The sequence below is a fragment of the Sorangium sp. So ce887 genome (assembly GCF_051521455.1).
Taxonomy (GTDB): domain Bacteria; phylum Myxococcota_A; class Polyangia; order Polyangiales; family Polyangiaceae; genus Sorangium.
The window spans coordinates 8,439,947-8,460,669 of the sequence record NZ_CP150354.1 but is presented as its reverse complement, the minus strand read 5'-3'; the positions used below and the strand labels follow the sequence as shown (position 1 = coordinate 8,460,669).

Sequence of the window (20,723 nt, the reverse complement as noted above, 5' to 3'; positions counted from 1 at the left end):
GAGCGAGGTGGCGCGCAGTGCGCTCAGTTCTTCCGCGCGAGGCGGAACTGCTTCCTGCCCGTCGCCGGATCCACGGTGTGAGGCTCGATGCGGAGCATCGTCAGCGAGACCTCGCGCACGCGCCCGTCGCGCTCCTGGCGGAGGCGGATCCGCTCGCCGTCGGAGCTGATCACGGTGCACTCGCCGAAGTGAAAGTGGGTCACGCTGTCGCCGACTTCCGGATAGCTCTCCTCCTCCTGGCGAGGGCGGACCGGGCGGTGCGGCAGCGGCAAAACGGCGGGCTCCATGACGGAGGTCGTCGCCGCGCGGGCGGGCTCGGCAACTGAGGCCACCGCCGCGCGGGGCGGCTCGGCGGCCATCGCGCGGGGCGGCTCCGCGGCCGGCGCCGGAGGCGCCGTGCGCGTCGGCTCGGCGGCTTGCGCCGGAGGCGTCATCCGGGGCGGTTCGCTCACGGTCGCCGGGATGCCGGTCGACTGGGCTGCGAGCTGCATGAGGCCCGTTCGATCGTCGAACGCCCGCACGAGGGGCAGATCGTCGAACGCTGTGACGCGGAGCTCGAGCCCGTAGACGCGCGCCCAGACGAGCTCGCCGGCGGCGAGCTGGAGACCGACGCCGGACTCGCGGGCGAGCGTGGCGGACAGGCGAAGCGAGGTCTCGCCCTGCTGGAGCGCGACGCTCCCGGAGAGCGCCACCACATCGCAGGGCCCCTCGAGGACGCGCGTCTTCGCGTAGGTGCGGGAGGCCTGATCGAACAGCGCGATCTCCGCCTTCTCGAGCGAGCCTGTCCCCTCGATCCAGCCGGCGCGCGCCTCGGCCTCGTCAAGGGCGCGCACCAGCGCTGCTGGGAGCTCCTCGCCTCGATCGAGGCGGATGATCAAATGGCGGGCACGGCGTGCCTCGAGAACGTTCATCGCGGTTTCTTCTCTCCGGGGGTCGAGGAGGCTGCGCCCGGCGCACGGGGGGCTTCTTCCGAGCGCCGAGCACGGGTCGCCGTCACCTCGATCTGGGGCGCGTCTTTCGCGCGCATGGCTGATGTGTCGCCAGCGGCGGCCGTGATCCGGTCCGCCGGGAACCCTGCGCTTGCGAGGTGATCTTTGACGGCGCTCGCGCGCGCGCCAGCGAGCTCGATCGCGCGCGTCGACTGATCGCCCTGACGATCGGGGTAAGCCTCGACGATGACGACGTCGAGGGGCATGCGCCCGCGCATGAGCTGGGCGATCATGCCGATCTGTGCCGCCAGGGCCGGCGGTACCCGTGCGCTCCCCGCAGGGAAGCGGACCAGGCCGTCGAGGAGGATCCGGTCGCCGGACCACTGCGGCAGCGACCTGGCCGCCGGCTCGGGGCAGCCGTCGGCGTCGTTCGTACCGTCGATCGTCTCAGCCGTCACCGGGCATGCATCGGCCGTATCGACCACGCCGTCCTCGTCGTTGTCGGGATCGGGGCAGCCGTCGTCGTCCTGGAAGCCGTCGCGATCCTCGGGCGCGTCCGGACATCGATCGCGGGCGTCAGGGACCTGGTCGATGTCGTTGTCGGGATCGGGGCAGCCGTCGTCGTCCTTGAAGCCGTCGACGTCTTCTGCGCCGTTCGGGCACGTGTCACGCTCGTCCGGGATCCCGTCGCCGTCGTTGTCGGGATCGGGGCAGCCGTCGCTGTCCTGGAACCCGTCGCGGTCCTCGGCGGCGTTCCGGCAGGTGTCGGTGTCGTCCGGGACGCCGTCGTTGTCGTCGTCGGCATCGGGGCAGCCGTCGCCGTCCTGGAAGCCGTCGATCGTCTCGGCCTCGTCCCGGCACCTGTCGCGCCCGTCGGGGATCCGATCGCCGTCGTTGTCGGGATCGGGGCAGCCGTCGCCATCCTGATACCCGTCGCGATCCTCCGCGATGAGCGGGCACGCGTCGTCGCGATCCAGGACGCCGTCGGCATCCGCGTCGCGTCCCGTCGGCGCATAGCGCAGCCCCAGGTTGAACCGGAAGCGCGGCGCGGTGAGCGCGCCTTCGGAGGAGAACGGGATCGCGCTCCCGCCGCCGGCGGACAGCGAGACGTCGCCGGCGAGCAGCGGGGCGCTCGTCACAGAGACGATCCACTCCGCCGGCACCGGCGCCGCGTCCCGGGCGGGCTGCTCGGCGAGCGTGTAGAGGGCGAACGCCTCTGCGGACGCCGTGAGCCAGCGGTCCGGGAGCACGTCGACCGCGGCGCCGAAAGCGCCGAGGAGCTGCGAGCCGATCGCGACGTCGATCAGCGTGCTCGAGCCGCGGAGCCTGGCGCCTACCTCGGCCGCGAGCCGGAGCTCGCCGAGCTGGTACGCCGCGGTGACGGTCGGCGCGAACGTGACGGTCCCGGCGCTGGCGAACACGGTCTCGTCGCCGGTGGGCAGACCCAGCTCCAGGCGCGCTGCGAGCGAGAAGCCGTCGAGCGGACCCTGCACGGGCGGCGGCACGATCGCGAACGCTGCGCCGAGGCGCGTGTCGCGCATCACGCTGCGCTGCAGCTCCGTGTCGGTGCCGAGGACATCGGAGAAGCCCGCGCCGTCCTGGTACAGGGTGACGGGAGCGGCGACCGTGACCTCGATCCGATCGGTGAGCCCGAGCGACCACAGGAAGGTCGCGTCGAACATGTTGTCGAGCACGTGGACGACCGTCCCGTCAGGGTCGGGCGAGGGGTCGCGCAGGGCCACCGGCCGCGACAGGTAGCTCGCCACGAGGCCGAAGGAGGCCTTCGCGCTCGGAGCCGTCCCCGTGCTCCCCACGGCGAAGAAGGGGCCGCCGCCCGCGTGGGGCCAGAGGTTGTCGGCGTCGATGCAGCCCGACAGCCCGTCCGCCGGCGCGCACTCGTCCGCGCGCGCCGGCGCCGGAAGGAGCGCCGCCATGAAGATCCCGGAGGCCACCAGCAGCGGGAGGCTTGATCGTGCCGGCACCCTGCAGTTGGCGCGCATCGCGCCCGACCCTCTACTACTGCCGGGGTGAGAGTCAAAACAGCAATCGCCTCGGCGCGATCCGGGGGGCACCCGACGCTCCGCGGCGCGCTGCGTCCCGCGCTCGCTCTCGCGCCGTGCTACGACCACGCCCGGCCGGGCCCGGCGCCGCCGGCGTCCGCACGACCATGATCGACGACGCGCATCCGCTCCTGCTTGGCTCCGGCTCGCCGCGTCGGCGAGAGATCCTGACCACGCTCGGCCTGCCTCTCCGCGTCGCGGCGGCCGAGGTCGACGAGGCGGGGCACCCCGGCGAGGGGGCTATGGCCTACCTGGAGCGAGTCACCCTGGCGAAGCTCGCGGCCGCGCGGCGCCTGCACCAGGCGGCCGGGACCGGCGCGATCCTCGTCGCTGACACCTCGGTCATCCTCGAGGACTCCATCCTCGGCAAGCCGCGGGACGAGGCCGACGCGCGCGCCATGCTCCGCGCCCTCTCGGGCCGCGAGCACCAGGTCTGGACCCGGTTCGCGATCGCCGGCGGCGGTCACGCCGATCTCGCGCCGGCGGCCGTCCCGGGCCGCGCCGAGGCCCTCCACGTCGAGACGGTCGTGACGCGGGTGCGCTTCCGCGAGCTCGACGAGGACGAGGTGGCGTCGTACGCGGCGACCGGCGAGGGGCTCGACAAGGCCGGCGCCTACGCGATCCAGGGCGTCGGCGCGTTCGCCGTCGCGCGCATCGATGGCTCCTATTCCAACGTCGTCGGCCTGCCCGCGTGCGAGGTCGTCGCGGCGCTGCGCGCCACCGGCTTGCTCGCGCGCTTCCCGCTGTCGCCCGCGCGCTCGTCATGAGCGACGCCGTCTCGATGGCCGCGCGCCGGCGCGACGGAGGCGCGATCTTCGCCTTCGCCCTCGCGGTGCGGATCGCCGTCGTCGTCTGGGCGGCCGGGCGCTTCCCGCCCGCGGCCGACGGCACCTATTACCAGCGCATCGCCGAACGGATCGCGGCGGGGCTCGGCTACACGTGGATGTGGCCCGACGGCGTCGTCACGTACGCCGCGCACTATCCGGTCGGCTACCCGGGCGCCGTCGGGGCGCTGTACGCGCTGCTCGGCGCGCACCCTGCGGTCGCGATGCTGCTGAACGCGGTGCTCGGAGCGCTCGCGGCGCTCGCCGTCCACCGCCTGGCAGCCCGCGCTGCGCCGCGCTCGCGCGCCGTGCCGGCGCTCTCGGGCGCGCTCGTCGCCCTCCACCCCGGGCTCGTCGCGTACACCCCGGCCCTCATGACCGAGGGCGTCACCGGCTCGCTCGTCGCCTGCGCGGCGTGGGCGTCTGCGTGGGCGCGCGAGCGCCGCCCGGCGCTGGCTCCCTTCGCCGTCCTCGGGTTGCTCGTCGGCGTCGCAACCCTCGTCCGCCCGCAGACGCTCCTGCTCGCGCCCCTCTTCGCCGGCCTCGCCCTCCTGGGCTCTCCACCCGGCGACGGTGCCCGGATCGATGGGCCCCTCGCCGCGCGCGCGGCGCGACGCGCGGCGCCGGTCCTGGTGACCGTCATCGCGGCGCTCCTCGTCTGCGCGCCCTGGACCGCGCGCAACTGCGTGCGGATGAACCAGTGCGCGCTGGTCAGCGTGAACGGCGGCTGGAACCTCCTCATCGGCGCGGACCCGGCCTCCACCGGCGCCTGGGCGCCCATCCAGGTGCCCGAGGCGTGCCGCGAGGTCTTCGACGAGGCGGGCAAGGACGCCTGCTTCGGCCGTGAGGCGCGCCGCTACATCGCCGAGCACCCCGGCGCATGGCTCGGGCTCGTGCCCCGCAAGCTCGCGGCGACGTTCGATTACTGCGGCGCGGCCGGGTGGTACCTGCACGCCTCGAACCCGGCGGCGTTCAGCGAGGACGACAAGGTCGCGCTCGGCGCCGTCGAGACCGCGTTCGAGCGGTTCGTCCTCCTCTTCGCGCTCATGTGGGCAGCGCGCAAGCCCGCGCAGGCGCCCGTCGCTCCTCATGATCGCGCTCGCCGGCTCGCGCAGCGCGCGCTCTTGCTTGCTCGGCTCGCGCTGTTCGCGCTGGGGGTCGTCGCCGCGCTGCACGTCCATGCGTGGGTGGGCTACCTCGCGCTCCTCGGCCTCGCGCTGCTCCAGGGCCGCGCGCTCCTCCGGGCGCCGGTGCTCGCGGTCACCGCGCTCGCCGTCCTCGCTGCGACCGCGGCGACGCACGCGGTGTTCTTCGGCGCGGGGCGTTACGGGCTGGTCGCGTTCCCCCTCCTCTCGGGGCTCGCCGCCCTCGCCGCGGCGCGCCAGAGCTCCGAGCCGCCTCGCGCCGGCGCGCCGCACCCCACGGGCGAGGCGGCCTCCGCGCCTCCGAGCGGGCCGGAAGACGAGCTACTTTGACAGCGCCGCCCGGGCTGCTGCATCCTAGGCGCCCGCCGGCTCGGGAGCGCGTGCCCCCGGCCGGCGAACCTGGAGGAGAGACGGATGCCCTTGATTGAAACCGAAGAGGCGGCGCGACGCCTTGCGCGCGCCATCGCAAGCGATCTCTCGCTCTACAACGAGGAGAAGATCGTGCAGGGCATCCAGCAGGATGACCTCTTCACGGTCCTGTCCGAGGAGGTCGAGGAGGGTCGCGCCCTCTACAAGAGCCGCGTGTCGCCGGATCTCTTCCAGAAGAATTTTTACGACCGCGCCCTCGTGGACATCCTGGTCAAGTCCAAGGGCCACATCAAATCGAAGATCTGGTAGCGAGCCTGCGCAGCTGGTCGAGCGCCTTGCGCATGTCCGCTGGCAGGGCGCTCTCCCAGCGCACCGGCTCTCGCGTGGCGGGGTGGATGAACCCGAGCACGCGCGCGTGCAGGGCCTGCCGCCCGAGCTCCTCCGCGATCGCCCGTACCGCCGGCTTCTTCGGCGGCTTGCCGTAGAGGGGGTCGCCGAGGACCGGCGTCCTGCCGCGCTCGGCGAGGTGCACCCGGATCTGGTGGGTGCGGCCCGTCTCGAGCGAGCACGCGACGACCGTCGCCGCGTCGCCGAGCCTCTCGAGCACGCGGACGTGCGTCACCGCGCGGCGCGGCGCCGTGGCGCGCGCGCCGGGCGCGGCGGCGTCGCTGCGCATCCAGGACGTGTAGCGGAGCCTGTCGGTCGGGTGGCGGCCGTGGAGCGTGTCGTAGGTCGCGTCTCGCGCCTCGCCGGCCACGATCGCGGCGTACTCGCGCTCGATCTCGTGCCTAGCGAACCGAGCTTTCAGCGCCTCGCGGGTGGGCTCGTCCTTGGCCACGACGAGCAGGCCGCTCGTGCCTCGGTCGAGCCTGTGCACGATCCCGGGGCGGACATGCCCCATGGGATCGCGCGGATCGGCGGGCGCCAGCGCGAACCCGGGCAGGGCGAGCAGCCCGTTGACCAGCGTGCCCGACTCGTGCCCGCGCGCCGGGTGCACGACGAGCCCTGCCGGCTTGTCGATCACCAGCAGGTGCTCGTCCTCGTACACGACCGGGATGGCCACGCCAGGGTCGGCCGCCGCGGCGGAGGGCGCCGGCTCTTCCGGCCGGATGTCGACGAGCGCGCCCGAGCGCACCGCCACCGACGCGCGCGCCGGCTCCCCATCGACGAGGATCCGACCGGCGGCGATCCATCGTTGCACCGCCGCGCGCGAGGTCGCGCGGCCCGCGCGTTCCAGCAGGTGGACGACGAGCTTGTCGAGCCGGTCACGCGGGTCGCCGTCGTCCACCCGGAAGTGGAGCGCTTCCCCACCGGCAGCCATCGCGTTCGTCACGGGCGTCGTTCACGGCCGAGCGGCGCCAGCGTGAGGGCGTCGCTCGCCGCGCGATCAATACTCCGTATCGCCCTCGTCGTCCTCTTCGGCGGTCCCGAGCTCGGGGTTGAGCGCGATGTGCGACTCGAGGTCCTCGAGCCGCTGCGCTTCGGACAGCCTGGCGAGGCCGCACTGCTCGACGAGGTACAGGTCGAACGCCGTGTAGCGAGGGAAGACCCGGACGTTCGTGTCCTCGTTGTCGAGGCCGAGGATGACGAGCTCGCCGTCCCGCCTGGCCTCCCCGAGGTAGAGCGCGTTCCACGCCTGACCGGGGAGGTTGGGCAACCGCACGACCTTGCTTCGGAGGCGCGACTCGGTCCAGCCGAGGTCGGTCTTCGCCTCGGCCAGCTTGCGGACCGAGGTGAGCTTCGGTCGAGGCGCCGACGGGTCCTGGCCGAAGCGATGCCGCCCCTTGAACCGCGGGCCCAGGCTATCGAGGGTGAAATCGAACTCCAGGAACGCCCGCAGCGTGGGCGGTAGCTCGACCATCAACTTCGACTCGAGCGCATCGAGCGCTGCCTGGCTCGCTCCCACGGCGGCATGGCTGGAAGGGCGCTTCTTCAGTTGCGCGATCACCCGATGCACAAGCTCAACGCCACGTTCGATCGGTGCCATGTATCCACGGGCCGCAGTTGCGCGGCGTTCTTCAGGAACCAAAGGGCCTCACTAGGCCGCGTTTTCGGCCCCGGTTGTTGCGGGCGCGTCGCGCGCTCGGGCGGCACTCTACATCAGCCGACCGGGAGCGCGTCCCTCTAAGGTGCCTACCGGTCCGGTCTGCTCGGTGTCAACCCGCGATCGCACCTGCTGTCGATCATTCATCCGCCTGGAGCGGGCGACCGGCACTTTCCTCGTCACCGGCGTCCCGCCGAATGCGACCCGCCTCTCCCTCGTGAGCGGAAGGCGCGCCGCGCTCGCCAGATCAGGACGGCGACCGCCCCGAGCACCACGGCGGCGCCGACCGCCAGGATGACCCATTGTGGCGCAGGGTAACGGCCGCGCTGAAGGCCGGCAGGCGGCCGCTCGTACTCGATCTGGAGCTGCGCGCCCACCGAGCCTCGTTACACGCGGATGCGTCGACCCGCAACTTGATCCGCGGCGCGAGCCAGCCTGATCGGCGCACCACCCCGCCCGCCAGCCGTCCTGGCACCTCCTCAATATCCAGCCGCGCAGCTCGAGGCGGCGGGCCCCCGGGGCCGCGCAGACAGACCGGACAGCGTCAGGGGATCAAGACTTGCTTTCCTGGAAACTCGGGCGTGTAAAGTGAATCGACGCGTGGGCACCATGCGGCCGGTCCGAGAGGGTCAGAGATGAAGCCGGGCTCTTCAGCATGGGTCGGGGAGGCGCATCCGCGGTCCCCCGGGATTCGACGATCCCTCCTCGCGATCGGGGCGTGGGCGGCTTTCGGCGCGCTGGTGGGGGCGTGCGGCCGGACGAGCCTCCTCGAGCTCTCGGATGCCGGCGTCGGCGGGGCCGGCGTCGGAGGTGGGCTCGTCGGCACGACCAGCGCCAGCGCGTCGACGTCGTCGAACGGCGGCGACGGCGCCGGAGGCTTCGTGGCGTGCGGCAGCCCCACGGACTGCGACGACGGCGACGACTGCACAAGCGACGACTGCGAGGACGGGCGCTGCGAGCACCGTCCCCGCGACGACGACGAGGACGGCCGGGGGCCGACGATCTGCGGCGGGAGCGACTGCAACGACTTCAACCCGTCCGTCTTCCCGGGCGCTCCGGAGATCTGCACGGACGCGGCGGACAACGACTGCAACGGCGTGAGCGACTGCTTCGATCCCGCGTGCGCCGCAGGGCAGGACTGCGGCTGTACCCCGAGCCCCGCCGGCGAGCGCTGTGAGAACGGCGTCGACGACGACTGCGACACCATCGTCGACTGCTTCGACGCGGACTGCTCGGGGACCCCCGCCTGCGGCTGCTCCGCCTCGGAGACCGGGAAGTGCGGCAACGGCGTCGACGACGACTGCGACGGCGTCTTCGACTGCGATGACGGCAACTGCGGGGCCGACCCGCTGTGCGCCTGCAGCCTCCAGGGAGAGCTCTGCGACAACCGCGCGGACGACGACTGCGATCTCCTTGTCGACTGCGCCGACCCGGACTGCCGCAACTTCTTCCCTTGCGTGTGCGAGCCGCCCGGCTCGCTGGAGCGGTGCGAGGACGGCCAGGACAACGACTGCGACGGGAGGATCGACTGTGCGGACCCGCAGTGCATCTCCGCGCCGGCCTGCGATCGTTGCGTGCCAGAGGTCTGCGACGACGGCGTCGACAACGATTGCGATGAGCACATCGACTGCGCCGACGCCGCCTGCGTCTTCGCGCCGAACTGCGAGCCGACGCCGGAGCAGTGCAACAACGAGCTCGACGACGACCGCGACGCCCTGATCGACTGCCGGGATCCGGACTGCGCGAGCAGCCCGGTGTGCGTGCTCGCGCAGGCGAACTGCCTCTCGCCGAGGCGTATCCCCGGGACCGGCACCTACACGGGGGACACCACCGGCCACGTGAGCGAGACCCGGGGCGCGTGCGGCGGCGACGCCGGCGAGGCGGTCTTCTTCTTCGTGCTCACCTCGCCGTCGCGCGTGCTCCTCGACTCGCGGGGGTCGGGCTTCGACTCGGTGCTCTATGTCCGCACCGGCATCTGCAACTCCGGCCGGGAGATCGGCTGCGACGACGACAGCGGCGGCGAATCGGGGTCCTCGCGGCTCGACTTCAGCATCCTGTACCCGGGCACGTACTTCGTCTTCCTCGACGGCTACACGATCGATCCCGGGAGCGGCGCGAACGAGGGGCCCTTCGTGCTCAACGTCGAGATCACCCCGAACCCGAGCGAGCGCTGCGACGACGATCTCGACAACGACGGCGATCACCACGTCGACTGCGCCGATCCCGACTGCGCCGCCTTCGGCCCCTGCCGGGGCTGCGCGAACGGCGCCGCGCCTGGCCCCGAGTTCGGGTCCGCCGCGTGCACCGACGGGATCGACAACGACTGCGACGGCACGCTCGACTGTGCTGACGAGGACTGCAGCGCAAGCGACTTTTATGTGACGGAGTGCTGCGACGGCCTCGATGAAAACGGCAACGGGATCCCCGACGACTTCAACTGCCGATGCGCCTCGGACGCCGATTGCGACGCGGGGCAGATCTGCTACGCGCACACGGCGTACACGTGCGGTTTGCCGTGCAACAGCTTCTTCGGGAGCGTTTGCCCCTTCGTGGCACCGGGCTCGCACTGCAACGACGCGACCAGCCAGTGCGAGTTCTGAGGGCTCGGAGGCCGGCGCCCTCGCCTCGTCCGCGCGCACGGCGCTCCCCTGCTGGCGGTCGCCCGGGCTAAGGTCACGGCATGGAGATCCTCATCATTCGCCACGGCCAGGCCGTGGATGACGCGTCCGACCTCGGTGACGCCGGTCGCTGGTTGACGGGCAAGGGTCGCAAGGTGACCCGGCGCGTCGCCAGGTGGCTCGCGAAGCAGAAGGGCCGATGCCCTGCGGCGCTCTGGACGAGCCCCCTCGTGCGCTCGGTGCAGACCGCGGAGATCATCGCCGAGGCTGCCGAGCTGACCGACGAGGTCTCGGTGGTCGCCGAGCTATCTCCCTCCCGGGACACCGCCGAGATCCTCCGCCTCCTCTCGCAGTATCAGGGGCCGCAGCCGCTGGCGCTCGTGGGGCACGAGCCCTCGCTGTCGGCGCTGGTGACATCGCTGCTCGGCGACGTCGGCTGGACAGGCCTGAAGAAGAGCGGCGTCGTTGCGGTGAGCTGGGACGGGCGTGGGCCGGGGACGTTGCGCTTCGCCCTGGATCTGAAGGCCATGAAGGCGGTCGACCCGGTGAAGGAAGCGCAGTAGCAGGCGCCTCGCTCCCGCTGAGCGGCGGGGAGGTACGGACGCGCGCTCAGCGCGCCGAGCGTTCCACGGCGCTCAGCACGTCGACGTCGCGCACGCCGTCCGCTTCGGCGCGGTACGACAGCACGATCCGGTGCCGCAGCGCCGGGATCAGCAGCGCCCTCACGTCGTCCACGTCCGCAGCTGCCTCGCCGCGGAGCGCTGCGCGCGCCTTGGCGGCGATCACGAGCGCCTGGCTCCCGCGTGGCCCCGCGCCGTAGCGCACGTAGTCCCGGACCTCCTGCGCGGCGCGCTCCGCCCCCGGCCGCGTCGCCCTGGTGAGGCGCACCGCGAGATCCACGGCCTCGTCGGTCACCGGGATCCTCGGGATGAGGCCGCCGATCGCACGCACCTCTGCCGCCCGGAGCACCGCCGCGATCACCGGCGGCTTCCCCGAGGTCGTCCTCCGCGCCACCTCGCGCTCCTCGGCCTCGCTCGGGTACGTGACGTGGATCTCGAGCAGGAAGCGGTCGAGCTGCGCCTCTGGCAGCGGGTACGTTCCCTCCTGCTCGATCGGGTTCCGCGTCGCGAACACCTGGAAGGGGTCGGGCAGGGCGTGGGTGGTGGTCCCGACGGTCACCTTGCGCTCCTGCATCGCCTCCAGCAGCGCCGCCTGGGTCTTCGGCGGCGTCCGGTTCACCTCGTCCGCGAGGACGAGGTTGTGGAAGATGGGGCCGGGTTGGAAGCGCAGGCTCCGGGACCCGTGCTGCTCGTGCAGCACGTCGGTCCCCGTGATGTCGGCGGGCAGCAGATCCGGCGTGAACTGGACGCGCCCGAAGCTGAGGTCGAGCGCCTTGGCGAGCGACGACACGAGCAGCGTCTTGGCGAGCCCCGGGACGCCCACGAGCAGCGCGTGCCCGCGCGCGGCGAGCGTGATCAGCATGGCCTCGACCACGTCGTCCTGCCCGACCACCGCCGCCGCGATCGCCGAGCGGAGCCGCTTGGCTCCTTCCGCTGTGCGCTCGAGGAGCGCGGCATCCGAGAGGGAGCTCGACTCCTCGTCGGCGGTCGTCTCGGCGTCGTTCGTGTGCTCGGGATCGCTCATACGGGCAGGGCTCGTACCCCGAGGCGGCGATGCCGACAAGGACCCGGCGGAGCCAGCGCTCACCGCGGCGGCGTTCTGCTCCGTGGACGTTTGCTCCGACCGGTGAGCCAGTGTTAGCAATCGATCGCAATGGCGCAGAGCTCTGAGGCCCGGGAGAGGAGGGGGGCGCACGCGGCGGACGGGGAGGCGCAGCGCGAGCTCAAGGTGAGCGAGCCAGCGGACGAGCCGCCCAGCGGCGGCACCGGCGCGGCGGAGGACGGCATCGAGGCCCCCGCGGCGGGTGGACAGGACGGCCCTGACGAGGGCGGTGGGGCGAGCGGCGAAGCGCCCTCGGCGCCGCTGGAGTCGCTGAGCCTGCACGACGGACCGATCCCGCACGCGCCGCTTCCGCCGGTCGCGGGGCCGTGGCGTTCCTACAAGGAGATCCTCGCGACCCTGGCCCAGCGGGTGCTTGAGGCGCAGCGCCCGATCCGGATCCTCCAGGCGCTCCGGTGGGAAGCCGAGGTCGAGGAGCAGTTTTTCCGCTCGAAGCAGCGCGAGCTGCCCAGGGTGACTTACTCGGACGATCTCGGGTTCGACCCGGCGGCGAAGCAGCGCGAGCTCGAGGAGATCCTCCGCGACGCCGAGCGGGAGCTCGGCAAGCGAGATCGGCTCGGCCAGATCCTCCGCACGACCGCGGACGAGTACAGGAAGGTCGTGACCATGCTCATGGGGCGGGGAACGAAGGCGTTTTACACCCTGTCCCGCGAGCTCTACGGCTCCCCCAAGGACAAGCTGCCCGATGGGAAGACGAGCGTGCGGGACATGGGGTTCGTGCTCTATGATCTCCTGACGGCGATCGGCGGTGAGCGGCTCGGCCCGTCGCAGCAGCGCGAGATCACGGCGGGGATGGCGGCGCTCGAGCTGAACGGCCGCTTCGACCGCTTCTTCGGCGGCGCGTCGATCCGCGTGCAGGTGGACGACTCGCTCCTCGCGGACGCCGCCGCCGGCAGCGACTACGTGAAGATCAGGAGCGGCGCGATGTTCTCCAGGAGCGACGTCGACATCCTCGAGGCGCACGAGGGGTGGGTGCACGTCGCGACCAGCCTGAACGGGCAGGCTCAGCCTGTGGCGCGCTGGCTGGCGAAGGGGCCTCCGCGCACCACGGCGGTTCAGGAAGGGCTCGCCGTCCTGCTCGAGATCCTCACCTTCAGGAGCACGCCGCGTCGCGCGAAGAAGCTGAACGACCGCATCCTCGCGGTGGACAAAGCGGAGGACGGGGCATCCTTCCTCGACGTGTTCGAGTGGTACCGCACCGAAGGTTACGAGGAAGAGGAGTGCTTCCAGAATGCCCGGCGCGTCTTCCGCGGCGGCGTGCTCGCCGGGGGAGCGCCGTTCACGAAGGACGCCTGCTACTGCAAGGGGATTGTCCTCAACTACGCCTTCATGCGCGCTGCCATTCAGCACGATCGAGCGATGCTCATTCCCTTCCTGTTCGTGGGGAAGGTCGCGCACGAGGACGTCCCCGTTCTCCACGCGCACGTGACCGACGGGATCATCCGCCCGCCCCCGTATCTCCCGCCGCTGTTCGACGACATGAACGGGCTGGCGATCTGGATCTGCTATTCATCCTTCTTTTCCCGCCTCGGTGGGACGGCGCTCGCCGAGCACTACGGCAGGATGCTGGAGCACTGATCGCGCCCGACCCGCGCGCCGCTCCCGGCGGCGCTCGCCTCGACGTGCTCGGTGCTCGCTCAAACGGGCGGCGCGGCGGCTGCCTGCGCGCTCGATCCGGCCGTGTGCGCGTGGGCGAGCGCGCGCGTCACCGCGATCCAGAGCCTGCGCCGGATCGCATCCGGCACCTCGGGGACGAGCCTGGCCTCGCTCATGAGCGCCTCTCCGTCCACCGCTCGTGAGCGCTCCGCGACCGGGAGGCTCAAGGGATCGCGGAGCGCGCGCCGGTCCTCGGCGTTCATGCGCTTCACCGCCACGCGGAAGTCCTCGCGGGCGAGCCGGAGGCGGTTGCGCACCGTGTTCTCCTTCACGTCCAGATCGCGCGCGATGTCGGCGGTCGTCACGTCGAGCAGGTCGTGCAAGATCAGGACGACCCGTCGCTCGAGGTCGATCGCTCCCAGCAACCGGCCGACGAGCTGGCCGCTCTGCTCGCGCGCGAGCAGCTGTTCCGAGCTCAAGCCTGGGTCGGCGAGGTCGAACGGCCAGCTCGTCCCCGCGCCGACCGCGATCTCTCGGCGGCGATGGGCTCGCGCACGGTAGTGGCCTACCTGTCGCCACGCGATGCCGAACAGCCAGCGCCTGAGGGGTTCGCCGAGCGGGATCGCTGTCTGCGGAGCCCTGCGCTCCGAGCTGGGGTCGTGCCTGGAACGGGGGTGGCCGGCGCGTGCCCCGTCTGTGCTGCGCCTCGGATCGAAGCTTTCCAGGGCGTGGTACGCAGCGATCATCACGTCTTGCAGGACGTCGTCGATGTCGCGCTCCGCCACCCCGAGCCAGCGGAGCGCTTGCCGGAGAAACGACAGGCCAACCGTGTACACGGTCTCGAAGCTGGGCCGCTCCAGGAGCGGCACGTGCCCAAGAGGCTCTTGCATGCCTGAACTTACGTGCAGCAACCCCCGCCGATTTGAAAATCGTCAGACCATCCCAGCGAGCTGTTTATTTGTAGTATAAACTACAAAATTTCACTGCACGTGCAGCGCGAGCTCACTTGCCCTGGAACACCGGCTTCCGCTTCTCCATGTATGCGGCGAGCCCCTCGCGAGCATCCTCCGATGCGAACAGCTCTGCCTGGAGCTCTCGCTCGAGGGCGAGCCCCTGTTCGAGTCCCACCTCGAAGCCTGTCTGCACCGCGCGCTTGATGCGTCCGACCGCCAGGGCCGCGCGATCCGGCAGCGTGAACGTGTGGCTGTACGCGAGGATCCGGTCCATGAACTCGCCGTGGGAGGCCGTCTCCCAGACGTCGTTGACCAGGCCGACCGCGAGCGCCGTCTCGAAATCGAACGTCTGGCCCTCGCAGATCAGCTGGATCGCCCGGGATTTACCGATGAGCCTGGCGAGGCGCTGGGTGCCGCCCGTACCGGGAAGGACGCCGAGCGCTACCTCTGGGAGGCCGATCTTTCCGGCGTTCTTGCGGGCGATGCGGAGGTCACACGCCATCGCGATCTCGAGGCCGCCGCCTACCGTGTGACCGTTCAGCGCCGCGATGCAGAGCTTTGGCGTGTGCTCGAGGCGGCTCAGCGTCTCGTTTGCGTGGAGACAGAAGTAGTATTTGAACGTCGGATCCGACTCGCGGAGCATGTTCATGTTCGCTCCGGCGCAGAAGAACTTTTCGCCGTGCCCGGTGATGACGATGACATGTACATCGTTGTCGAAGCGGGCCTCGAGGATGGCCGCGTCGAGGTCCTTCATCATCTCGTGGGTGTACCCGTTGACGGGCGGATCATTGAGGGTAAGCAGCGCGACGCCTGCAGAGGTGGCGTAGTCGACGAGAGCCATGGGCCTCTTTACCAAACCGTCAGAAAAAGCGCTGCCCCCTGGTAGAATGGCGCGAGATTGTGCTACCCCGCAGGGACGTGCTCATGAACGCGCAGGACGTGCGGCAGAAGTTGAAAGAACTCATGGTCGAGGAGCTGAACCTCGAGGGGAAGACGCCGGCCGACATCGACGACGCCGCGCCGCTGTTCGGCGAGGGGCTGGGCCTCGATTCGCTGGACGCGCTCCAGCTCGCCATGAGCGTGGAGGAGCGGTTCGGCGTCCGCATCCCGGAGGGCGACGAGGCGAGGCCGATCTTCGCATCGGTGGACGCGCTCGTGGCCCACATCCTCAAGTCGACCGCGGCCGCGTGATCCCGCCGCAGAGAGCCGTTCGAGCGTGCGAATCTGGGTGACGGGCATCGGCGTCGTCTCGCCCCTGGCGCGCGGGGCGAGGGCGACGATGGACCGGCTCATCGCAGGAGACCGGGCCTTCGCGCCGCTCTCCTTGTTCGAGATCCCCGGGGCGCGCGCGCGCATCGCCGCGGAGGTCCGCGATCTCTCCGCCGAGGAGGTCGCTCCGCCGGGCGAGGCGGAAGGGTGGTCTCGAACCGACGCGATGGCCGTGCTCTCGGCCCGCGAGGCGCTCGCACACGCGGGCGTCGACCCCGGGGCCATGCCGGTCGACCTGGTGGTCGGCGGGACGACCGCCGGGATGTTCGAGACGGAGGAGCTGCTCGCCTGGCTCTCGCACGATCCCAGCGCGATCGCTCCCTTGAAGCGGATGCTCTCGCACCCGCTCTCGTCGACGGCCGATCACGTCCGCGCCGTCGTCGGCCCATTCCGCCGGGTGAGGAGCGTTTGCAGCGCCTGCTCGAGCGGCGCCAATGCCGTCTTGCTGGGCGCGGCCTGGCTCCGCGCCGGCCTGTCCACCCGCGTGCTCGCGGGGGGCGCCGACGGCCTGTGCCGGCTGACGTACACGGGCTTCGGCGCCCTCGCGGCCGTCGATCCGGATCCGTGCCGCCCGTTCGATCGGCGGCGCGCCGGGCTGAACCTGGGCGAGGCTGCGGCGTTCCTGCTGCTCGAGTCGGAGGATGCCGCGCGCGCGCGGGGAGCGGAGCCGATCGTCGAGCTCCGCGGATGGGCGACCGGCGCCGAGGCGCATCACATCACGAACCCCGAGCGCGAGGGGCGCACCGCCGCCCGCGTCATGCGCGACGCGCTCCGGTGCGCGGCGCTCTCGCCCTCGGATCTCGACTACGTCAACGCGCACGGCACCGCGACGCCGCTGAACGACGTCATGGAGAGCGCCGCCCTGCGCGCCTGTCTCGGCGCCGAGGTGAGCCGCATCGCCGTCTCGTCGTCCAAGGGGCAGATCGGGCACACGCTCGGCGCTGCGGGCGCGGTCGAGGCGGCGATCACCGCCCTCGCCATCGCGCGCGGCGTGATGCCGCCGACCGGCGGCCTCGAGGAGGTCGATCCGGCGTGCCAGCTCTTGCACCTCAAGGAGGCGCGCGAGGCGCCGATCCGGGCGGCGATGTCGAACTCCTTCGGCTTCGGTGGCACGGACAGCGTGCTCGTGTTCACGCAGCCCGATCGGTTTCCGCCGCCGCTCGGCGTCGGCAGCGCGCCTGTGCGGCGCTCGGTCGTCGTGACGGCGGCCGCGACGATCGGTCCGCTCGGCGTCCTCGCGTCCCGCGGCGGCGCCGCGTACCTCGAGCCCGGCCCTCCGCCACCCGAGGGCCCCATCGCCTTCAACACGGGCGCGCACCTCGATCTCGCGCGCGCGAGGCGGCTCGATCGCGCCGGCCGCCTGGCGACGGCCGCGATCCTCACGGCGATCTCGGATGCCGGCCTCGGTGGCGCGGCTCAGGGCGATGCCGGCGCGGGCGACCCGGCGGCTGACGTCGCGCCGAGCCGCACCCTGCCCGGCGCCATCGTCGGCGCCTCCTTCGGCAGCGTCGACGCCTCGACGGCCTACATGCGGCGCATCTACGACAAGGGGGCGAAGTACGCGAGCCCCGCCGATTTCCCGAACCTGGTCCCCTCGTCACCGGTCGGGCACGCCTCCATCTACCTTGGCCTCCGCGGGCCGGTGTTCGCCATGGCCGATCTCGGCGCGACCGCGGAGGCGGCCATGGTCACGGCCATCGAGCTCATCACCGCCGGGGAAGGGGAGGTGCTCGCCGCCGGCAGCGTCGAGGAGGCGAGCCCCATGGTCGAGCGGTGCCTCGGTCCGATCTGCTCGCAGGTCGTCAGCTGCGGCGTGCGCAGCGAGGGCGCCGCCGTGCTGCTCTTCGAGAGCGCCGCGCGGGTGCGCGAGCGGGGGGCGCGCCCGATGGCGACGGTGGCCTGGTGGAGCTCCTGGCGCGGCGACGGCGCGGGGATGCTCGCGGGAGCGCCGGCGCCGGCGCCCCCCGGCCCTCCCGAAGCTGTCGCGCAGCGCGTGCAGCCCAGCGTCCCGACGCCCGCCGCCGTGTTCGTCGGGCGGAAGGCGGAGCGCATCGTCGCCTGCCTGCGGGGCTCGCCGTGGGCCGAGGTTCCGTGCTCCACGCTGGCGCCGCGCGCAGGCGATCACGAGGGCGCTGGCGGGTTCGCTGCGGCTGCGGCGGTCGCGGCAATCGCGAGCGGCGCCCTCGCGAGCGTGCTCATCCTGGGCGGCGCACCCGACCGCGGATACGCCATCCTGCTGGTCGCTCCCGGCGACGCGTGACGACATCGCTGCCTGCGCCCGGCCGCCGTGTGCGCCGCCTCGTGAGCGCTGCGTGCCTGCTGCTCTCGCTCGCGTGCGCCCCCGCCTGCGCCGCCAACGTCGCGCGGCGCGGCAGCCCGCTCGACGCCGAGTTCGCGCGGATGCTGCCTCTCCCGTCGCCGGGCACGTCCGCCGCGCGGCCCGATCGTTCGGGGTGGCGCGAGGGGCGAGAGCGCCTCGCAGATCTCCGCCGCGAGGTCGAGGGGGCCGGCCCGCGCACGCTCCGCGTCCGCCTGGCGCTGCGGGAGCCGCGCACCGGCCAGGTGCTCGAGGCCCGCGGCGCGATCGCGATCGCGCCGCCAGCGATCGACGGGAGCGCCCGCGCGGCGGGTAGCGCGGTCCTCGAGCCGGAGGGCGCGCTCCGGATGATCCTCCTCGGGCCAGGCGGCACCACCGCGCTCGATCTGTGGGCACGCGGCGACCGCTTCCGCTTCGCCGTCCCCGCGCTCGATCTGCTGAAGCGCGGAGATGCCGCGACGCCACGGGCATCGCTCCGCGGCCTGCCGGTAGATTTCCTGCGCTGGTGGATGCTCCACCCGGCAGCGGGGACGCTGCTCTGGTACGAGCGCGCCGCGAGCACGGCCGCCTTCGTCCTGCGCGACGGCGACGCCGTGATCGATCTGCGGATCAACGACCGCGGCTTGATCGGCGCGCGCCGCACGACGTGGTCGGCGGAGGGCGCGCGCCGGCGCCGGCTCGATGAGGAGATCGTGATCGCCCAGGGCATGGGCTGCGGCCACGTCCGCTACGCGCAGGCGTCGACCGGGCTGCTCGTCACGGTGATCTGCGAGGCCGAGGAGCGAGACCGCGCGCCGGATCCGCGCGCCTTCGTCGATCCCGATGCGATCGGGCCGGGGGACGACTCATGAGCGATGCCTGCGTCATCGCTTCGGGCGCTGTCTCCGCGCTCGGCCTCGGCCCTCTCGCCTACCGCGTCCCCGACGCTGGCGAGCCCGCGCCTGTCGCGATCGCGCGCGACGAAGGGCTCGTGCGTGCCGGTCTCCTGCGGCCCTTCGCCGCTCGGGCGCCCGCAGCGCTCGGCGTCGCTCCGGGGACCGATCGCGCCACCGATCTCCTGAAGGCCGCGCTCTCGCAGACGCTCTCGGCGCTGGAGGGCGTGCGCCCGGGCTGGCGGGGCGAGCGCATCGGCATCGCCCTCGGCACGTCCAGCGGCGGCATGCTCACCGCAGAGCGGTTCTTCGCTGCGCGGGCCGAGGGGGCCGACGCCGCCTCGCTCGCCGCGCTGGCCTCGGGCGCGACCTATTTCGCGCCGTTCAACGATGCGCTCGCCGCGTTCGGGCTGGAGCGGACCCCGCGGCGCACGCACCTGCTCGCCGCGTGCGCCGCGAGCACCCTGGCCATCGGCCTCGGCCTCCGCTGGCTCGATCGCGACGCCTGCGATCTCGTGCTCGCCGGCGGCTACGACGCCCTCAGCACCTTCGTCGCCGCCGGCTTCGAGGCGCTCCGCGCGACGACGGCGTCCAGGTCGCGGCCCTTCCGCCTCGGCCGTGACGGCATGGCGCTCGGCGAGGGCGCGGCCGTCGTCGCCCTCGTCCGCGAGGATCGCCGCCGCGGCGCCCCGGTGATGGTTCGCGTCGCCGGCTTCGGCGCCTCCACGGACGCGGTGCACATCACCGCCCCGGATCGGACGGGCTCCGGGCTCATGCGCGCCGGCGCTGCGGCGCTCGCCGACGCCGGGTGGCCTGCTTCGCGCGTCGGCCTCGTCAGCGCCCACGCGACGGCGACTCCCTACAACGACGCGATGGAGTCGCGCGCGATCGCCGCGCTGCTCGCGACGCCCTGCCCCGCGGAGGGCTCGGGCGAGCCGCCGGGCGTCCATCTCCCTCCGCCCGTGGTCCACCCGTTCAAGGCGCAGATCGGACACACGCTCGGGGCCGCGGGCGTGCTCGAGACGCTCTCGGCCGCGGCTGCCCTCGCGGCGTCCATCGCCCCTCCGGCGGCGTCCGAAGGCGAGCTCGATCCCGACGCTCCGGCCCTCCTGCTCGAGCGCGCCGAGCCGCGCCCGCTCGCTGCGGCGCTCAAGCTCTCGGCGGCCTTCGGCGGCGCCAACGCCGCGCTCTTGCTCACGTCCTGCGCGAGCGGCCGAACGCCGCGGCGCGCTCGCCCCGTGTACCTTCGCGCAGAGGCGCGCGTGACGGGCTTCGATCTTGGACGCCTCGCCGAGGCGACCGGTATCGCGCGCGACCGCCTTGCGCGCCTCGACGCGCTCTGCCGTCTCGGGCTGACCGCGGTGGCGGCCCTCGCCGACGTCGTCGGCGCCGACTCGTTGCGGGGCGCCGGCATCGTCGCGGGCCATGCGCTCGCGACGATCGACACAAACGATGTCTACGACGCCCGCCGCCGCGCGCGCGGCGCCCGTTTTGTCGAGCCGCGCCTCTTTCCCGCCACGTCGCCGAACGCGATCGCGGGTGAGTGTGCCATCGCGTACCAGCTCACCGGGCCGAGCTTCGCGGTCGGCGCCGGGCTCGGCGGCGCGCTGGAGGCGCTCCGCGCCGCGGCAGAGCTCGTCGCGTCCTCCGACGCCGATCGCATGGTCGTCGTCGCGGCCGACGACGCGGGGCCGGTCGCGCGCGAGCTGCTCGGCCTCACCGGAGCGCAGCACCGCCCGTTCGCCTGCGGCGCCGTCGCGCTCCTCCTCCAGGCGGCACCCGGCGACGCCGGGCAGGCGGCACCCGGCGACGCCGGGCGCCTGCGCCAGGTCGAGCTCGACCTCTCTGTCGACCACGAGGGGCCAGTCGGTCATCTCGCCCTCCTCCGCTGGCTCGATGAGCACGGGTAGCGGGTACGCCCGTGCCCGTCCGTGTCATCCGCCGTGGTCTTGATCGCTTCGCTTGCCGATCTGCACCTCGATCTGGC

Annotated in this window: 17 protein-coding genes; 10 read left to right on the top strand and 7 right to left on the bottom strand. The window is 72.6% G+C overall.

Annotated features, from left to right (window positions below; genetic code table 11):
• Positions 1-23: 23 nt before the first annotated feature.
• Both WMF36_RS31445 and WMF36_RS31440 read right to left on the bottom strand, forming a co-directional pair.
• Entirely contained in the window at positions 24-911 is an 888-nt protein-coding gene (locus tag WMF36_RS31445) for a PPC domain-containing DNA-binding protein (RefSeq protein ID WP_437574452.1), read from the bottom strand.
• Positions 908-2,929, bottom strand: coding sequence for an OmpA family protein (locus tag WMF36_RS31440; RefSeq protein WP_437574451.1), 2,022 nt, complete (start codon positions 2,927-2,929; stop codon positions 908-910). Before WMF36_RS31440 ends, WMF36_RS31445 begins: the two co-directional genes overlap by 4 nt.
• A gap of 167 nt (positions 2,930-3,096) precedes the next feature.
• Here WMF36_RS31440 and WMF36_RS31435 point away from each other — a divergent pair, with 167 nt between their 5' ends.
• The 3 genes from WMF36_RS31435 to WMF36_RS31425 all read left to right on the top strand — a co-directional run bounded on the left by WMF36_RS31435 (position 3,097) and on the right by WMF36_RS31425 (position 5,636).
• Positions 3,097-3,756, top strand: coding sequence for a Maf family protein (locus WMF36_RS31435; RefSeq protein WP_437574450.1), 660 nt, complete (start codon positions 3,097-3,099; stop codon positions 3,754-3,756).
• Positions 3,753-5,288 carry a hypothetical protein gene (locus WMF36_RS31430; protein ID WP_437574449.1) on the top strand — a complete coding sequence of 512 codons (1,536 nt, stop codon included), beginning with the start codon at positions 3,753-3,755 and terminating at the stop codon, positions 5,286-5,288. Before WMF36_RS31435 ends, WMF36_RS31430 begins: the two co-directional genes overlap by 4 nt.
• A gap of 84 nt (positions 5,289-5,372) precedes the next feature.
• Entirely contained in the window at positions 5,373-5,636 is a 264-nt protein-coding gene (locus tag WMF36_RS31425; RefSeq protein WP_437478816.1) for a hypothetical protein, read from the top strand.
• Here WMF36_RS31425 and WMF36_RS31420 read toward each other — a convergent pair.
• On the bottom strand, positions 5,617-6,660 hold the full coding sequence (locus WMF36_RS31420) for an RluA family pseudouridine synthase (protein ID WP_437574448.1): 1,044 nt from the start codon (positions 6,658-6,660) through the stop codon (positions 5,617-5,619). The genes WMF36_RS31425 and WMF36_RS31420 overlap by 20 nt on opposite strands.
• A 54-nt stretch (positions 6,661-6,714) precedes the next feature.
• Positions 6,715-7,275: an SMI1/KNR4 family protein gene (locus WMF36_RS31415; RefSeq protein WP_437574447.1), complete on the bottom strand. Its 561-nt coding sequence runs from the start codon at positions 7,273-7,275 to the stop codon at positions 6,715-6,717.
• A 731-nt stretch (positions 7,276-8,006) separates the two neighbouring features.
• Here WMF36_RS31415 and WMF36_RS31410 point away from each other — a divergent pair.
• A complete protein-coding gene (locus tag WMF36_RS31410) occupies positions 8,007-9,971 on the top strand; it encodes a MopE-related protein (protein WP_437574446.1) in 1,965 nt (654 codons plus the stop codon).
• A gap of 80 nt (positions 9,972-10,051) precedes the next feature.
• Entirely contained in the window at positions 10,052-10,552 is a 501-nt protein-coding gene (gene sixA / locus WMF36_RS31405; RefSeq protein ID WP_437574445.1) for a phosphohistidine phosphatase SixA, read from the top strand.
• A 46-nt stretch (positions 10,553-10,598) separates the two neighbouring features.
• On the opposite strand, the gene WMF36_RS31400 is transcribed toward sixA, so the two are convergent.
• On the bottom strand, positions 10,599-11,633 hold the full coding sequence (locus WMF36_RS31400) for an AAA family ATPase (protein ID WP_437574444.1): 1,035 nt from the start codon (positions 11,631-11,633) through the stop codon (positions 10,599-10,601).
• A gap of 129 nt (positions 11,634-11,762) precedes the next feature.
• Between WMF36_RS31400 and WMF36_RS31395 the strand changes: the two genes are divergently transcribed.
• Positions 11,763-13,307 carry a flavohemoglobin expression-modulating QEGLA motif protein gene (locus WMF36_RS31395; RefSeq protein ID WP_437574443.1) on the top strand — a complete coding sequence of 515 codons (1,545 nt, stop codon included), beginning with the start codon at positions 11,763-11,765 and terminating at the stop codon, positions 13,305-13,307.
• Between the two features lie 59 nt (positions 13,308-13,366).
• On the opposite strand, the gene WMF36_RS31390 is transcribed toward WMF36_RS31395, so the two are convergent.
• Both WMF36_RS31390 and WMF36_RS31385 read right to left on the bottom strand, forming a co-directional pair.
• Complete coding sequence (locus tag WMF36_RS31390; protein WP_437574442.1) at positions 13,367-14,215, bottom strand: RNA polymerase sigma factor; 849 nt, start codon at positions 14,213-14,215, stop codon at positions 13,367-13,369.
• A 112-nt stretch (positions 14,216-14,327) separates the two neighbouring features.
• Entirely contained in the window at positions 14,328-15,119 is a 792-nt protein-coding gene (locus WMF36_RS31385) for an enoyl-CoA hydratase/isomerase family protein (protein WP_437574441.1), read from the bottom strand.
• A gap of 83 nt (positions 15,120-15,202) precedes the next feature.
• Between WMF36_RS31385 and WMF36_RS31380 the strand changes: the two genes are divergently transcribed.
• Genes WMF36_RS31380 through WMF36_RS31365 form a run of 4 tightly spaced genes read left to right on the top strand, consistent with a single transcriptional unit; the run spans position 15,203 to position 20,646 of the window.
• Positions 15,203-15,469 carry a phosphopantetheine-binding protein gene (locus WMF36_RS31380; RefSeq protein WP_433927994.1) on the top strand — a complete coding sequence of 89 codons (267 nt, stop codon included), beginning with the start codon at positions 15,203-15,205 and terminating at the stop codon, positions 15,467-15,469.
• A 25-nt stretch (positions 15,470-15,494) separates the two neighbouring features.
• On the top strand, positions 15,495-17,807 hold the full coding sequence (locus WMF36_RS31375) for a beta-ketoacyl synthase N-terminal-like domain-containing protein (protein ID WP_437574440.1): 2,313 nt from the start codon (positions 15,495-15,497) through the stop codon (positions 17,805-17,807).
• Positions 17,804-18,715 (top strand): hypothetical protein, encoded by a 912-nt coding sequence (locus WMF36_RS31370; protein ID WP_437574438.1) that lies wholly within the window; start codon positions 17,804-17,806, stop codon positions 18,713-18,715. The genes WMF36_RS31375 and WMF36_RS31370 overlap by 4 nt, the downstream gene beginning before the upstream one ends.
• A complete protein-coding gene (locus tag WMF36_RS31365) occupies positions 18,712-20,646 on the top strand; it encodes a beta-ketoacyl synthase N-terminal-like domain-containing protein (RefSeq protein ID WP_437574437.1) in 1,935 nt (644 codons plus the stop codon). The genes WMF36_RS31370 and WMF36_RS31365 overlap by 4 nt, the downstream gene beginning before the upstream one ends.
• Positions 20,647-20,723: the final 77 nt, after the last annotated feature.